18 protein-coding genes are annotated in these 15,576 nt (G+C 34.1%); 4 read left to right on the top strand and 14 right to left on the bottom strand.

Going from position 1 to position 15,576, the window contains the following annotated elements; genetic code table 11:
- Nucleotides 1-59 precede the first annotated feature (59 nt).
- The gene (gene holA, locus BN1242_RS10860) at nt 60-1,082 is read right to left on the bottom strand and encodes a DNA polymerase III subunit delta (protein WP_062355692.1); all 1,023 of its coding nucleotides are present in this window, start codon (nt 1,080-1,082) and stop codon (nt 60-62) included.
- 321 nt (nt 1,083-1,403) lie between these two features.
- Here holA and BN1242_RS13020 point away from each other — a divergent pair, with 321 nt between their 5' ends.
- Complete coding sequence (locus BN1242_RS13020; RefSeq protein ID WP_071435512.1) at nt 1,404-1,538, top strand: YqzM family protein; 135 nt, start codon at nt 1,404-1,406, stop codon at nt 1,536-1,538.
- Nucleotides 1,539-1,791: 253 nt separating this feature from the next.
- Here the strand turns inward: BN1242_RS13020 and BN1242_RS10855 are convergent, their stop codons facing one another.
- From BN1242_RS10855 to BN1242_RS10845, 3 genes are all read right to left on the bottom strand, one after another.
- A complete protein-coding gene (locus BN1242_RS10855; RefSeq protein ID WP_238985134.1) occupies nt 1,792-4,068 on the bottom strand; it encodes a DNA internalization-related competence protein ComEC/Rec2 in 2,277 nt (758 codons plus the stop codon).
- A gap of 98 nt (nt 4,069-4,166) precedes the next feature.
- Nucleotides 4,167-4,733, bottom strand: a complete 567-nt coding sequence (locus BN1242_RS10850) for a ComE operon protein 2 (RefSeq protein WP_062355685.1) — start codon at nt 4,731-4,733, stop codon at nt 4,167-4,169.
- Between the two features lie 70 nt (nt 4,734-4,803).
- Nucleotides 4,804-5,424: a helix-hairpin-helix domain-containing protein gene (locus BN1242_RS10845; protein WP_238985133.1), complete on the bottom strand. Its 621-nt coding sequence runs from the start codon at nt 5,422-5,424 to the stop codon at nt 4,804-4,806.
- A gap of 99 nt (nt 5,425-5,523) precedes the next feature.
- Here BN1242_RS10845 and comER point away from each other — a divergent pair, with 99 nt between their 5' ends.
- Nucleotides 5,524-6,348 carry a late competence protein ComER gene (comER, locus tag BN1242_RS10840; RefSeq protein WP_062355679.1) on the top strand — a complete coding sequence of 275 codons (825 nt, stop codon included), beginning with the start codon at nt 5,524-5,526 and terminating at the stop codon, nt 6,346-6,348.
- Nucleotides 6,349-6,497: 149 nt separating this feature from the next.
- Here the strand turns inward: comER and BN1242_RS10835 are convergent, their stop codons facing one another.
- The 8 genes from BN1242_RS10835 to BN1242_RS10800 all read right to left on the bottom strand — a co-directional run bounded on the left by BN1242_RS10835 (nt 6,498) and on the right by BN1242_RS10800 (nt 11,581).
- Nucleotides 6,498-7,241, bottom strand: coding sequence for a class I SAM-dependent DNA methyltransferase (locus BN1242_RS10835; protein ID WP_062355677.1), 744 nt, complete (start codon nt 7,239-7,241; stop codon nt 6,498-6,500).
- On the bottom strand, nt 7,241-7,594 hold the full coding sequence (rsfS, locus tag BN1242_RS10830; protein ID WP_062355674.1) for a ribosome silencing factor: 354 nt from the start codon (nt 7,592-7,594) through the stop codon (nt 7,241-7,243). The genes BN1242_RS10835 and rsfS overlap by 1 nt, the downstream gene beginning before the upstream one ends.
- A 72-nt stretch (nt 7,595-7,666) precedes the next feature.
- Nucleotides 7,667-8,227, bottom strand: coding sequence for a bis(5'-nucleosyl)-tetraphosphatase (symmetrical) YqeK (yqeK, locus tag BN1242_RS10825; RefSeq protein WP_062355670.1), 561 nt, complete (start codon nt 8,225-8,227; stop codon nt 7,667-7,669).
- Nucleotides 8,205-8,789 (bottom strand): nicotinate-nucleotide adenylyltransferase, encoded by a 585-nt coding sequence (locus BN1242_RS10820; RefSeq protein ID WP_062355667.1) that lies wholly within the window; start codon nt 8,787-8,789, stop codon nt 8,205-8,207. The genes yqeK and BN1242_RS10820 overlap by 23 nt, the downstream gene beginning before the upstream one ends.
- 23 nt (nt 8,790-8,812) lie before the next feature.
- Nucleotides 8,813-9,103 carry a ribosome assembly RNA-binding protein YhbY gene (yhbY, locus tag BN1242_RS10815; protein WP_062355664.1) on the bottom strand — a complete coding sequence of 97 codons (291 nt, stop codon included), beginning with the start codon at nt 9,101-9,103 and terminating at the stop codon, nt 8,813-8,815.
- Nucleotides 9,104-9,129: 26 nt separating this feature from the next.
- The gene (gene aroE / locus BN1242_RS10810) at nt 9,130-9,885 is read right to left on the bottom strand and encodes a shikimate dehydrogenase (RefSeq protein ID WP_062356995.1); all 756 of its coding nucleotides are present in this window, start codon (nt 9,883-9,885) and stop codon (nt 9,130-9,132) included.
- A 72-nt stretch (nt 9,886-9,957) separates the two neighbouring features.
- Entirely contained in the window at nt 9,958-11,061 is a 1,104-nt protein-coding gene (gene yqeH, locus BN1242_RS10805) for a ribosome biogenesis GTPase YqeH (RefSeq protein ID WP_062355661.1), read from the bottom strand.
- Nucleotides 11,051-11,581, bottom strand: coding sequence for a YqeG family HAD IIIA-type phosphatase (locus tag BN1242_RS10800; RefSeq protein WP_062355658.1), 531 nt, complete (start codon nt 11,579-11,581; stop codon nt 11,051-11,053). Before BN1242_RS10800 ends, yqeH begins: the two co-directional genes overlap by 11 nt.
- A gap of 465 nt (nt 11,582-12,046) precedes the next feature.
- Here BN1242_RS10800 and BN1242_RS10795 point away from each other — a divergent pair, with 465 nt between their 5' ends.
- Nucleotides 12,047-12,187, top strand: coding sequence for a sporulation histidine kinase inhibitor Sda (locus BN1242_RS10795; RefSeq protein ID WP_062355655.1), 141 nt, complete (start codon nt 12,047-12,049; stop codon nt 12,185-12,187).
- Between the two features lie 66 nt (nt 12,188-12,253).
- On the opposite strand, the gene BN1242_RS10790 is transcribed toward BN1242_RS10795, so the two are convergent.
- Entirely contained in the window at nt 12,254-13,033 is a 780-nt protein-coding gene (locus BN1242_RS10790) for a phosphatidylserine decarboxylase (RefSeq protein WP_062355652.1), read from the bottom strand.
- A 98-nt stretch (nt 13,034-13,131) separates the two neighbouring features.
- Between BN1242_RS10790 and pssA the strand changes: the two genes are divergently transcribed.
- Nucleotides 13,132-13,671, top strand: coding sequence for a CDP-diacylglycerol--serine O-phosphatidyltransferase (pssA, locus tag BN1242_RS10785; protein WP_062355649.1), 540 nt, complete (start codon nt 13,132-13,134; stop codon nt 13,669-13,671).
- Nucleotides 13,672-13,720: 49 nt separating this feature from the next.
- Here pssA and BN1242_RS10780 read toward each other — a convergent pair whose 3' ends face one another.
- Nucleotides 13,721-15,556: a M3 family oligoendopeptidase gene (locus BN1242_RS10780; protein WP_087941749.1), complete on the bottom strand. Its 1,836-nt coding sequence runs from the start codon at nt 15,554-15,556 to the stop codon at nt 13,721-13,723.
- Nucleotides 15,557-15,576 lie beyond the last annotated feature (20 nt).

The raw sequence follows: 15,576 nt of genomic DNA, 5'->3' as shown, positions 1-15,576 counted from the left end.
AAAACACTCTTTTTCAAGTGTCCTAACTACAGGTACCATATTATATTAGATCGCTTTTTTTATGCTAAATGTTTAATAAAGAACAATTCTAATAGTTGTTTTTTATCACCTTTACCTGTTTTCATTTGATAGTCAAGTTCTGCTATTTCATTCATCATTTTTATTAGGCTTTTTTCCTGAAGACTCCCTGCCTGTTCCATTGCTAATTTTACTCGATATGGATGTACTTTCAGTAAAGAAGCAATTTGTTTTTGTCCGTAACCTTTCTTGACTAATGTTCCTACCTGTCCTAGAAATCGAAACTGACTTGCAATTAGCGCTAAAATTTTTATCGGTTCCTCATTTAGCTTCCATAAATCATTAAAAATTTCTAATGTTTTTTGTAAATTTCCTCTGATAACATAGTTTACTAATGAAAAAACATTATCCTCTAACGATCGTGATACTAATAAGTCAACAATTTTTTCGTCGATTTCTTCACCTGCACTCGTATATAGCAGTATTTTAGCAAGTTCATTATGTATGAATAAAAGGTTCGGACCTATTAATTCATAAATTCGTTCAATTGCTTTCTTCGTTATTGTTTGATTCTTTTCATGAACTTGCTTTTCAATCCATTGTTTCACTTCTTTTTCTGACAATTGTTTTGCTTGTAAAGTAAATGCATTTTTTAGCAATAATTTTGTTAGCTTTTTCCTTTCGTCTAGTTTTTCATAAGGAGCAATAATGATTAATACGGTGGAACGTGAAGGGTCTTGTACATATTCTTCGAAAACTTTTAAATTATGTTCCACCTTTTCTTTTCCCTTTTGTTTTTCCGCCGTTAAAAAATGAGGATTTTGAAAGAGGATAACTCTTTTCTCACCGAAAAAAGGAATGGTTTGACAATCTTCCACTGCAACTTGTACGGGGATTTCTTCTAAATCATAGACAGAGTAATTAAAATCATCATTACCTTCACTTAATACTTGCTCTTTAATCAAATGTGTTGTTTCGTTTATAAGAAATGACTCTGTGCCGTATATTAAATAAATTGGTTCTACCTTACCGCTTTTAATTTCTTTCCATAACTTTAAAAACATCATCATTCTCCATTCGTTGCACTACTTACTTTAATGGTAAAAAAAATGGAGCAATAATACAAGCGTTAAATGAATATGATTGTTCAAGTCCATGTAAAAAGGGAATCAGTTAAACGGTTGCTGATTCCCCATTTATTTAAACGCTTTATGATTTAGCCCTAGGAACTAACCATAAAGCGGAATTTATAAAAAATTACGTTTAATTTTATTATGTAGTTTGTAAATGGAATTATAGGTGACAACTGTTGTCAGTATAATGTACGAAAGAATAGATTTTTTTTAACATTTCCTTTATACTAATGGTGAAATAGGAGGGGTTATATGAATGAATTCGAACAAAATCCACAATCAACTAGAAACGATTTTGTGGATTCGGCGGTTGGGTTTATAGTATCTTTTGGGTTTTTTGCAACTATTTTTATTGTTGCAGTAGTATTAAAGGTAATTGGATCATAATTGGAAAAAGGCTGCGCTAAAGCAGTCTTTTTCCATTTTTATATATTACTATATGTGATTTAAGAGAAATTGGTGCACATCAATTTTATTAATAGTGATTGCCTGTAACAGAAATGACAACATTTTATCAGATGAAAAACACATAAATTGGCAAAAATGACTTTATTTACACACAGTCACAACAAATCATTTATTTAATACCGCTTGTCGTTGGCTAATCCACGCGATTCAATAACAAACCGGCCAACAGTCGCTATTTCTTATTTGGAAAGACTGTCGTAAAATATCCTTTTGTTAAAAAAAAGCGATAATAGACAGCACCATGCTCATCTGTACGATAAACCAATATACGACGTTTTTGTAAATCATCAATTACTCTTTTGGAAGGATGACCATAACGATTCTTTTCTCCTACTGAAATAACCGCCACTAGCGGATCAATATGGTCCAAAAAAAAGCTGCTTGTAGATGTTAGCGAACCGTGATGGCCAACTTTTAGTACGTCTACAGGCAATTCGAAATAGTTGACAACTAACTGTTCTTCCCCTGATTTTTCTAAGTCTCCAGTGAATAACCACTTTTTCCCACCGAAATTCCCATAAATTACAATGGAAGCATCATTACTTGCTTGTGCAAATCTTTGAGGAGCTAACACAAAGAAGTTTCCCTTTCCTTTTTCCCACTTTGCACCTTCATAAACCTCCGTAATTTTAATTCCCCGTTTCTTTGCCTCAGAAATAATTTCCAGTTCCATCGCTTTCTTGTTTATTGTTTTTCCAACTACTAATTCTTTCACGTTTAAATTTTCCATTATTGAAGTAGTCGAACCAATATGGTCCATATCTCCGTGTGTTAAGATTAATTTATCAATTTTACTTATTCCTTTGCTCTTAATAAATGGAACAACAATATTTTTCCCAGGGTCAAATCGATTCGTTCTTACCTGCCACTCCTCCATTGGCATGTCTATAACTCCACCAGTGTCAATTAAATAATTTCCTTGACCAAATGGTAATTGAATAAAAATGCTATCTCCTTGTCCAACATCAATAAACGCCACTTCACCAATGGGAGAATAAGTTACGAATAATTTCTGCAATAAAAAAGGAAACAGGACTAAGAAGTATAAAGTCTTATTTCGCCACCAATTTTTCTGTTCCATAAGTATGAAAACAATAATCATCGAAATGAAAAAAATAACAAGTATTAATTTCTCTGGTCTCCCTACCGTAATAGTAAAGATTTCATACTTCGCAATAGATTGGGCAATTTTATTCATCAGATTAAACAGGAAAGACAAAGGAACAACAAATAAATTAGCTATCTTTGGGATAAATTCTATAATAATAAAACTAACGAGGGACATAGGAAGCAAAACAATGGAGTAAATCGGAACATAAACAATATTTATTATGAAACTTAATAAGTGGAATTCAAAAAAATGATAAATAAGGAGTGGAAAGGAGATTAGTTGGGAAATTAATGAAACAAGTAAGCTTGACTTGAACCATTGCGTTTCTCTTGCAAAAATTTGCTTAGATAATAGAAGAGCTGTAGCGACGGTAAATGATAACTGGAAACCAACATGGTCGAGAAAAAAAGGGTTATATACGAGAAGAATAATAAATGTAAGCCCAATTGCATCAAGTGGATGGACGATTTTACGCCACTTTAAGAAAAAAAGTACTAACCACGTCATCATGACTGCACGTAATACTGATGGTGCACCCCCGGCAATCATTGCATAAAACGGTAAGATTACTAGTAATATCGTTCTCGTTCGTTCCTTTGTAATGCCGATTCGCAAAAAGATAAAATAGAAAAAGGTAGTAATGATCCCAACATGAAGACCAGAGATTGCTAATAAATGCGAAAGTCCCAATCTTTGATATGCTTCTTGAATATCACGATCCATCATTCTTTTTTCCCCAAATAATAATGCAGTAATAAAAACTTCTACCTCATCTGGAAAAAATTTCTCAATCGACTGGATACTATTGTTGCGAATCTTTAATAACCGCTCATATAAGGATAATTTTGCTTGTACGCAATGAGAATGTGAAAATTGTTCAGGAGAAAAGATGTAGGATATTTTTTCTGTTTTTAAGTATTTAGCGTAGTCAAAGGCGTGGCGATTGCGTGGCTTTTTTGGAGAATAGAGGTCACCATCCAATTGACAAACTAGTCCAATATTTATTTCATTTATTAATTTTTGTTTTTCCGATTCGAGCGGAATCCAGTAGGAAAGTAACAGTTTTTCTCCATTATTCGTTTTAATCTTCGTTTCCAACCGATCACCGTTAATAAAAGGAGTTTCCAAAATTCGAAATGTCAATTGCTGCACTCGTTCGTCCTTTACTGGCCCCTCGATATTAGTGTAGGTAAAGTAGACATAGAACAATAGAAAGCTAATAAATAACGAAGATATAATGGAGAGCCTTTTATGATAATGCAAAATATGTAACAGTACTATAGCTAAAATAATTCCTAACAAAAAGTCTGCTCTTGCTATTTTTGCAAAAACAGCCATTAAACTCACGTAGGCAAAAAAACCGTAAATACTTAATCCCTCCTTTTTAATATAAAATTGGAATGAAGGAAACGGGCAAAAGCTTGCCCGTGAATCCTTTACGTATTCCTAGTGAATAGTTTATCTGCAGTTTCCTTGTATTTATTAAACTCTTCTTGACTAACATTATTTTTCAACTGTTGCAATAGATGATCCACAAATGATTGTTTCTCTTGTAATCGTAAATCTAAAATATTAGCTTGAAAGGGAACTTTTGCAGTTTTCACGCCAGCTTGTTCGAATAATTCAATTGCATAAAGGCTATTTTTATAGTCTTCTGCATAGTGAATGACTTTAATTCCGGCTTGAATAATTGCTTTACTACATTGGAGGCAAGGAAAATGCGTGACATAAATTTCTGCACCTTCCGTCGGTACACCAAATTTTGCACATTGTATAATAGCATTCATTTCCGCATGAATGGTACGTTGACAATGATTATCTATCACATAACACCCTTTATCTATACAATGATCACCACCGGCAATCGATCCGTTATACCCACCGGCAATAATACGCTTGTCCCGAACAATGGTAGCGCCAACCATTAATCTTGTACAAGTGCTTCTTAAAGAAAGTAAAAAACTTTGTGCCATAAAGTATTGGTCCCATTCAATTCGTTTCACAACCATTCTCCTTCCGCTTATTTTCTTTAAGTTTAGAACGGAATGAACTATCTTTCAACAAAAATTTAAGTTAGATGGTAATATGTTCCTTTAACTTATCATAAGTTTTTTGACCGATACCTGAAATATTCATTAAGTCTTCTAATTTCTGAAATGGTCCATTTTTATTTCGATACTCGATAATCGCTTGTGCTTTCGCTGGACCAATCCCAGGTAATTTTTGCAATTCAATTTCATCGGCACGATTAATATTAATTTTCCCATTTTCCTGATGTTGTTGTTGTTGGAAATTTTGATTTTCATGCCAATTCATTTCTTCACCAACAATAGGTACATAAACGACCATTTCATCCTGTACTTTTGCGGAAAGATTTATTTTTGCTTCATCTGCATCGTTAAGAAAACCGCCCGCCCTCTGTATTACGTCAATTACTCGATCCCCAGGATAAACATTATAGACCCCTGGATATTTAACCGCCCCTTTCACATCCACCTTCATCGATGTTTGGTTTGATTCGGATTGTTCTTCTAGTTGTTCATGAATATCATTTCCTATCGCCATTTCTTGATCTTGCTTCGATACAAATTGTATTTCGTCTTCTTTGTTTGAAACAATAAACAGGAAAATTCCAATTAACGTAAGACCTCCAAACACTAATTTATTTTTATATAGCTTGATTAACTCCATCATTTTCACATCCTTATCATAAAGTTTTAAAACTAGGCATATAGTTTTATGTAGAAGTAAGGAAAGAAAACTTACTCGATTTCAGTTTAAAGGGGGGAAATTATGCGCATCGGTATTATTGGAACTGGCAATATGGGGTCAATCTTACTAGAAGCTTTTATGGATAGTGGTGCCATCCCTCAAAAGAACATGTTTATCACAAATAGAACATTGTCCAGGGCAAAACAATTTCAGGAGAGATACCCTCAAATAAATGTTGGGGAAAACGCAGAGATAATTGCAAAAGAATGTGAACTCATTTTTATTTGTATAAAACCATTAGATATTCATCCACTTTTAATGAAAATAAATCCATTATTAAATGAACAGCAATGTGTCGTCTCCATTACAAGCCCAATATCTGTCGCTCAATTAGAATCAGTGCTTCCTTGTTCATGTATAAGGGCGATACCAAGCATCACTAATCGTAGCCTAAGTGGTGTATCATTATTAACTTTTGGGCAATATTGCTCATCTAATTGGATTACTGTTATTAAGGAATTATTGGGGAAAATTAGTAAAACGGTAGACATTGATGAAGATATCACCCGTGTTGCCTCGGATATCGTTAGTTGTGGTCCGGCATTTTTCAGTTTTCTCGTACAAAAATTTGTGCAAGCAGCAGTTCATGAAACAAAAATTACCGAAGAAGAAGCTACTTTACTTGTTTCTGAAATGTTAATTGGCTTAGGGCAATTACTAGAGAAGAATTATTATACATTGCAAACGTTACAAAAAAAAGTGTGTGTAAAAGGTGGCGTAACTGGAGAAGGAATTAAAGTATTAGAGGAAGCAAATTTAGATGCTGTATTCCAGAAATTGTTTCAAAAAACCCATGAAAAATATTATGAGGATATCGCAAAAGTGACAGAGCAATTCCAGTCATAAATTAATATTCTAGCTAAACATAAAAACTCCTGCAAAATTTAATTAAAATTGTATTTAATACAAAGGTCAACATCCCTGCCGGCCATTTTTCGTTATGATCGAAATACAGAAATGGTAAGGCAGGGTTGTTTGTCCATTATCAAATGTCATTATTTTTTTACCGTAAAAAAAATCCGTTCATGATTTTGAGTAGGGGGCATATGAAGAAAATCACCGGCTGTATTTAATAGCGTAAAGCCCGCTTCCGTTAACCATGTATAATACTGTTCTATCGGATACGTACGTTGGAAATGAACTTCCTCAAAGCGGTCATATTGATTTGTCTCTTCATCCAATACGAAAAATGTTAATTCATGTTCAACACTATTAGGAAGTTCCCCACGATAACTATTCCAAATATAAGAGATTTCCTCGCCATTATAGGCAAATGTTTTTCCAGGAAAGAGATTATTCATCTTATATAAAGAATGGACATCAAATAAAAGTAAGCCACCTTGTTTCAACACTTGAAAAACAGATCGGAACGTGCTGATTACCTCTGACTCATCTTTTAAGTAGTTTAATGAATCACAAAAAATCACTACCGCATCAAATTGGCCAAACCCTTGTAAATTAGTCATATTTTGTTGAAAAAAAGGAATGTTATACCCTTTCGTTATCGCTTTTTCAGACGCAACAGCGAGCATGTCTTCAGACAAATCGACTCCTGTTACATTGTAACCTGCTTCATGCAGCCGGATACTCATCTCGCCAGTACCACAAGCTAAATCAAGGACATTTTTACAGGAAGAGAAGTGTGTTTCCTGCATAGTCTTGAAAAAAGTCAACCATGCATCGTATGGTGCTTCGTCCATTAATTGATCATAAAGATACGCAAAAGATTCATACGCCATTATAATTCACTCAACATATCGATTTTAGGAGCATCGCCCCATAGGCGTTCTAAATTATAATACTCGCGGTCTTCGCGATGAAAGACATGGACAATAATTTCCCCTAGATCAATTAAAATCCAGCGAGCTTCGTCATATCCTTCTAATCTTTTTACTAAATGTCCTGATTCCTCGGCTTTTTCCCGCACTTCTTTAGCAATTGCTTGAACTTGTTTATCGGAATTCCCATGGCAAATAATAAAGTAGTCGGCAAGCATTGATATTCCCTGCATATTTAACACAACAATATTCTCTGCTTTTTTGTCATCTAGTGCTTTTACTGCCATTTGTAATGGAAGATTATTTTCTTTCATAAAAGGCAAATCCCTCCTTTTTATTTAGCGCTCAAATTTTAAAAAATTGGTGAGAACCTTCGTCATTTTTAATCATGATTTGTTAATAAGATTATTGTATGTATCGATTGTATCAGGATAGACAAGCGAGTTTTTCTCCAAAAGAAACTGAATCGTGTTTTTTGTTGCTTGCAACACCGCTTGATTGATATTTTTTTCCGCCAGTTGTCTTACTTCATCGACTCCAGGAAATTGCCGATTTGGCTCTATATAATCAGCTAAATAAATGATTTTTTCTACTAGTGTCATATTCGGTCTACCTGTAGTATGATAACGAATTCCATTGAGAATTTCTACATCTGTTATCCCAATTTCTCGTTCTACTAAATACGCACCAACTGGGGCATGCCATAATTCCGTGTGGAAGTTCAACAACTGTTTTGGTAGTTGTTGTTCAATAATAATTTGCCTCATTTCCTCGACAGGACGATATTTCGCATAATCATGGAAGATTGCCGATAGTTCTACTTTGTTTATATCTCCACCATATTTATTGGCTAACTGTTTTGCAGCTTTTACAACACCTAAAGTGTGAAGAAACCGTTTTTCTGGTAAGACTGATTTTATTATATCAATTGCTTGATTTACATCCATATAAACCCTTCTCCCTAATAAACTGAATTACTTTATCGGGCAAATAATAATTAATGGATTCCCCTTTTTTTAGTTTATCTCGAATGATGGACGAGGAAATATCAATGGACGGTATTTCCACTGTCTTTATCGGATAAGTTGTTTGCAAAGAATAATGAGGACGGTTCACCCCAATAAACTGAACTAGTTTGATTAACTGATCAATATTGTACCACTTTGGCAAGTACTCCACCATGTCTCCGCCAATAATGAAATAAAACTCCACATTCGGCTCTCTCTCTTTTAACAGCAACATCGTATCATATGTATATGATTTCCCTAGCCTTTCTATTTCTATCGTTTCGATTTTAAAATAACTACAATTGTCAATGGCCAGTTCAATCATCTTCTGTCTATCCTCGTTCGCAATACGAATATTTAGTTGCTTATGTGGTGGCAAATGATTTGGCATAAACCAAATTTCGTCTAATTGAAACGAATGTAAAACTTGATCTGCAATAATTAAGTGCCCGATATGAGGCGGGTTAAAAGTTCCACCGAGAATTCCGATTTTTTTTTTCATATATTCACCAATCCTCCAAATTATTACGGAAGGATAATTTGTTTATTTTCGGATGATTCTTTGTATAAAACAATTGTATTGCCAATAACTTGAACAAGCTCTGCTTTTGCTCCGCTAGCTAGTTGTTCAGCTACTTCTTCTTTTGGCACGTCACAATTTTGTAAAACACTAATTTTAATTAATTCTCTAGCCTCAAGGGCATCACTAATTTGATTAATCATATTTTCATTGACCCCACCTTTACCTACTTGGAAAATCGGTTGTAAGTGGTGTGCTTGTGAACGTAAAAAACGTTTTTGTTTTCCTGTTAACATAGTTTCTATCCCTTCTTATCACATATTCATGTTGTTATACCTTTGGAGACATCTGGAAAAATTCCAGTCCATATTTGAAAGGCATATGCAGCCTGATTGTAAAGCATCGTTAAACCATTGTCGATTCGTGCACCATTCATTTCTGCATTTTTCAAAAATTTAGTTACTGCTGGTTTATAAATAATATCAATTACTAACGTATTTATCTGTAACTTCGAAAATTCAATCAGTGATTGGTGATCATTTGGTTCCATCCCTACCGATGTAGTCTGAATAATAATATCGTAATGATGTAAACTTTGTTCTAATTGATTTAAAGTTAAACAATTGGTTTCAATATTTAATGGATAAGCATGAATGATTTTAAGGGCGTTATTTTCGGTTCTATTTGCAATATCTAAACATTTCACTCCTGCTGATGCGAGAGAAAAATAAATGGCTCTCGCTGCCCCACCCGCACCAATGATAACGATACGTTTATTAATAAATTCATTGTCTAATTCTTTTAACGACTCAACAAAACCAATTCCGTCTGTATTATAACCAATTAATTTTCCACTTTCGTTTTTAACTGTGTTGACGGCACCAATCATTTTAGCTAAATCATCAATTTCATCTAAATACGGGATAATTCGTTCTTTATGCGGTACCGTTACATTAAACCCAGCAATATTTAATAGTTTCATCGCATGGATAGTTTCTGCCAATGTTTCTTTCTTAACATGGAATGGATGATAATACGCTTCTAGACCATATTTTTTAAATAGTGAATTATGAATCATTGGCGAAATAGAATGACTTATCGGGTCCCCTATTATTCCAAATAATTTCACCGTGTCACCTTCTTATTTAGCCTATATTAATGATTTGCGAATATACACTCGAACACCTTTAGGCACATAGGCAGCTATAACTACTCCTGGTTCATTAATTGTTACCCAACCAAGACCAGAAAACACAATATCCGTTTTCGCTTCTTTAATCGAGAACTCTTGTCGAACGAATGGGGGTAATTCACGTGCTTCCTCACCAGTTGGCGGTTGTAATAACTCTCCTAAATGTTCTTTATAAAGTAAATCTGCTTTTTCCAATTTCGTCCGGTGAATATTTAATTCGTTGGATAAATAGCAAACGAATGAACGACTTCCACCTTTAATGAAATCAAAACGTGCTAAGCCACCGAAAAATAATGTTTGTTGCTCCTTCAATTGATATACTTTCGGTTTAATCTCTTTTTTTGGAGTAATAATTTTCAAATCTTTTTTACTCACGAAATGGGCCATTTGATGATGATTGATAATTCCTGGAGTATCATAAATTGCTTTCCCGTCCGATAACGGTATTTCAATTAAGTCTAACGTAGTTCCTGGAAATTGAGAGGTAGTAATAATATTTCCCTCACCAGTAACTTCTTGAATAATTCGGTTAATAAAGGTTGATTTGCCGACATTCGTCGCACCGATAACATACACGTCTCGACCCCGTCGATATGTTTCAATTAGGTCAATCGCTTCTTTAATAAATAATCCCTTTTCGGCACTTACAAGTAAAACATCGATAGGCTTTAAGCCTAATTCATGAGTTTGTTGTTTTATCCAATGGATTAGACGATTTTTTTTCACAGATTTAGGTAGCAAGTCAACTTTATTGCCGATAAGTAGTACTTCATTGCCACCAGTGAAACGATGAATACCAGGTAACCAACTACCGTTAAAATCAAAAATATCAACGATTTTAACGATTAAACTGTTGCTAGTTCCTACACCATTTAATATTTTCAGAAAATCATCATCTGTCAGTTCTACATCCGCAATTTCATTATAATGTTTTAGCCGGAAGCAACGCTGACAAATAACTGCCTCTTTTTCAAGTGCTGAACTTGGTGCATAACCGATTGCTTTTTCATCAGTCGTTTGAATTTTCACACCGCAGCCAACACATACGATATTATTTTCCACTGGAAGATTCCCCCCATTTTAGCAATCCTTTTTTTGCAAACTTATTCAATATTATTCTTTCCACTTTCCTGTTAAATTTCGTTACCCACTCATCCGAGGAGGCGACAGGTACAACTAATATCGTATGAAATCCTGATCGGTTACCACCAAGAATATCTGTAAGTAATTGGTCACCAATAACAACTACCTCTTCTTTTGACAATTTTAACATAGATAATGCCCGATGGAATGACCTTCTTAACGGTTTCCTAGCTTTAAATACGAAAGGTATTTGCAATGGCCGAGCAAAATCATAGACACGTTTTTCTTTATTATTAGAAACAATAACAATATTAATGCCGTGATCTTTCATCTTTTTAAACCAATTTTCAATTTCCGGTGTTGCAAGTGGCCTGTCCCATTCCACTAACGTATTATCTAAATCGGTTATAACTCCCTTTATATTTCGCTCTTTTAAATATTCGGGAGTAATGGCATATATATTTTTTACATAATCGTTCGGTAAAAAAGCTTTCAACATGAAATACACCTCATATTTTTCAAGTACCTATATTAGTCACCAGTTTCCATCATACAAAAAGAAGTGTTCATTTTCAAAGACAATTTATAAAAAAAGTAAACTTTCGAAGTACAGAATATACAAGTCCAGGTGTAGCAAAGATGATTGGCCGTTTGATTTCCTTTAGCTCCAACACTATTCGACATAATCCCTTAAAGACCGACAAATAGAAAAAAGTTTTCGACAAATACCGACTTAGTTCGTTTCATGTGGATAAGTTTATTCACATTTTTAACAGTGTTACGATAGACTTTTCACTGTTTTTCAACATTTCATTCACAGGATATCCACCGTCCATGTGGATAAAATCACAGGTTGTCCTCCGTTTTTAATTTTGTTAAAGTAATGTTATCCATCTTAACTTACTATGTTTATTCCTCATATAGAAATTATAGAACTTGGAGGTGAAGGTAAATACCGACGAAAATGAGAAATTTATCGGATGAACTTTTAATTGAGTCTTATTTCAAAGCTGTTGAATTAAAGCTAAGTCAAGATTTTATCGATCTTATTAAACAAGAAATTTGCCGCCGTTCACTTAATCATAAAATTAAAGGAGTCTCCTAATTGAAAATACTTACCATCGATAAATGGCTCACAGAAAAGATTTTTTGCTGTTATGTGAGCCTTATTTTATTGAATGGTACCAATGGGCTCACCAACGTGAACAGGGCTCTTTAGTTTCACTGTTTCTGAAAAGCGGAACGTGCCATTTTCAAATAATAAAATAACGGTAGAGCCAAAAGCAAAATAAGCAAGTTCTTCTCCTTTAGTTGTACGCTCATTGTCATGTAAATACTCGATACTATTGACAAACATTGCCCCTATTTTTACTAACGCTAATTTTCCTAATGGATGTTCAATAATCGTTATTTTCCGGAAATTTTTAGATAATGGGTCCTTCCCATAAAGCAAACCTAGCCGGTTAACTGGATAAGAACGTTTCCCTAACGTAAATTTCTTAACAATTTTGCCGTCAAGAGGACTATGTATCCGATGATAATTGCTTGGACTTAAATAAATAATGATGTATTGTCCACCAATGTATTTCTCTATTTCTTCTTCATTGGCAAACATATCAGCTAATGAATATTGTTTATTTTTGACGTAAAAAAGACTTTCTTCATCAATGGTACCAAACGCTTCAATAACACCATCGACAGGACTTATCACCGTATGTGGATCTTTATTAATCGGGCGACTGCCTGCTTTTAACGTACGGGTAAAAAATTCTTGTATAGAATGATATTCATGTAAATTCTTTTCAACTTCTTCAATATTTATATGATATAATTTAATAAAAGATGGAATGAACTTCTTGCTTAGTTTCGATTGAGATAGCTTGCTAAGTAATAAGGAAGATGTTTTCCTATTCGTTAACTCTATTAATAATCGGTAAAAAAATTTCCGCATTTTTATCGTTACCCCCAAATAGTTCTTTACCTATTCATAATAAAAGCATAATATATTATATATGTAAACTTACAAAATTGCATGAAAGGGGTGAAAATATGTTTCTTTCGCAAGTAATCGACAATACGATTAAAAAACTCAAAACACAGCTAGCCAATATTTTAACGATGACGAATCTTTTCTTAGGCGGATTTGCAATTATTTTCACATTACATGGGAACTTATCTTTAAGCTTATTATTAATCTTTTTAGCCGCCCTTGCGGATCGATTCGATGGGTTGGCCGCTAGGAAATTAAAATCCGAATCTGATTTAGGCAAACAATTAGATTCTATGAGTGATATTATTTCTTTTGGAGTTGCGCCAGCATTATTAATGTACGAAGGGATTTTGAACGTATTATCGGTTCCAGGAATTTTCTTTACGATTCTTTATATTAGCTGTGGAGCATTTCGTTTAGCGCGTTTTAATATTACCGAAAGCAATGGTTATTTCACAGGATTACCAATAACTGCTGCGGGTTGTATTCTAACTTTTAGTTACTTGGGCATTCCATATTTTCCACCGCAATTCTTCTTGTTTTTAACTTTATTATTATCCTTCTTTATGGTTAGCCCATTCAAAATTAAAAAAGTGTAATAAAAATGAGGCTGTTTAACTAGCCTCATTTTTTACTTTAGAAATCCTCTTATTCCGTTAAGCGTAAAAAATCTTTTACATCTTCCTCACATAATTTTACAGCATCTTCCCAAAAACTTTGTTTTGTTAAATCGACATCTAAATGTTTTGCAGCTAACGCCTCAACAGTCATCGATCCAGTATCTTTTAATAATGCGATATATTTATCTTCAAAGCCTGCACTGTCTGCCTTACTGCGAGCATAAATGCCAAGTGAAAATAAATACCCGAAAGTATATGGGAAATTGTAAAAAGGAACGCCAGTAATATAAAAATGTAATTTAGAAGCCCAAAATGTCGGATGGTAATCAGCTAAAGCGTTACAATATGCTTCTTTTTGTGCCTCTTCCATTAATGTATTTAACCGTTCCTTGCTAACTATCCCTTTTTTCCTTTCTTCATAAAAGCGTGTTTCAAATAGGAACCGGGCATGGATATTCATAAAGAATGCGGTAGACCGTTGAATTTTATCCTCCAAAAGGGCTATTTTTTCTTCTTTCGTTTTAGCTTCTTTCACACTCGCATCTGCTACAATCATCTCAGCAAAAGTGGAAGCTGTTTCCGCAACATTCATTGCATAGCCTTTATTCATCGGGTGAACATCACGGAGCGCATACGAATGAAAAGCATGACCAAGTTCGTGGGCCAATGTTGATACATTCGATGGCGTTCCGGAATAAGTCATAAAAATTCGCGATTGTTGACTCAATGGGAAAGATGTACAAAATCCACCTGGTCTTTTTCCATCACGGTCTTCCGCCTCAATCCAACGATTTTCAAATGCCTGTTGTGCAAAATTTGCTAATTTATTGCCAAACTTACCAAATTGCTCAATAATAAAATCGGCACCTTCTTGATATGACATTTTTGTATTCGCAGTGCCAATAGGTGCATCTAAGTCATACCAAGAAAGTTTGTCTAAATTTAACAGTTTTGCTTTTCTTTCAAAGTATTTTAAAAATAGTTGTTTATGGTTACTAATGACCGACCACATCGTATCAAGTGTTTTTCTTTCCATGCGATTTATTTTAAGTGGTTCATATAAAACATCCGTCCAGCCACGTTCTTTATAAACATTCAACCGAAAACCAGCTAAGTGGTTCAAAACCGTGCTTATGTATTCACTTTGACTTTCCCAAGCTTCTTCCCAATTTTCAAAAACTGTTTTTCTTACCATACGATCCGGATCAGAAAACTTATTGTGAGCTTGACCTGCGGATAATAATCTTTCTTTCTCCTTCTCTTTATCAATAAATGGAATACGGATATTTTTTACAATCACATCATAAAACTGTCCCCATGCATGATAACCATCAACACTTAAAGAATTAATCAAAGCTTCCTCTCGTTGTGAACATTTTTCCTTCGATCGATCCCGTCTTTCTGACAAGACAAATGCAATTTCTTTTAGTTCATCTGCTAAAAGTAGTTTCTCCCATAAGGAATCATCCAGTTGTTTCAATTTATCATCAAACAATGTTAAAGCATTTTGGAAGATTGCTTGAAGCTCCGTTACTTTACCACGCAGTTCTGTTGCTTTTTTATCAGCCATATTTTGTGCTTGTAAACAACTTACAAACGCCCCAGCCTGTCTTAACTTTTGCCCAACTCCTTGATATTCATCAATTAACTTTACAAGCTCTTGATTGTTTTCTTTTGTTTTTGGCAACGTCCATTGTTCAACATGATTGGAAAAATAAAGAAGTTCATCCTTCGTCTCTTGTAAAAACTGGCTAAACTCTGCCGATTCACTACCTCCTTTGAAAAATATATCCAAATCCCAAGTTTCTAGATAAGTCGTTTTTGTCAAAAAAATCCCCTCCGAAAAAATTGTTATCCGTTTCATTATAATACGATTTTACATAA

The organism is Bacillus kwashiorkori (assembly GCF_001375515.1).
Taxonomy (GTDB): Bacteria; Bacillota; Bacilli; order Bacillales; family Caldibacillaceae; genus Bacillus_BK; species Bacillus_BK kwashiorkori.
Note: the sequence above shows the minus strand (reverse complement) of the source record. Positions and strands in the feature narration are given on the sequence as shown.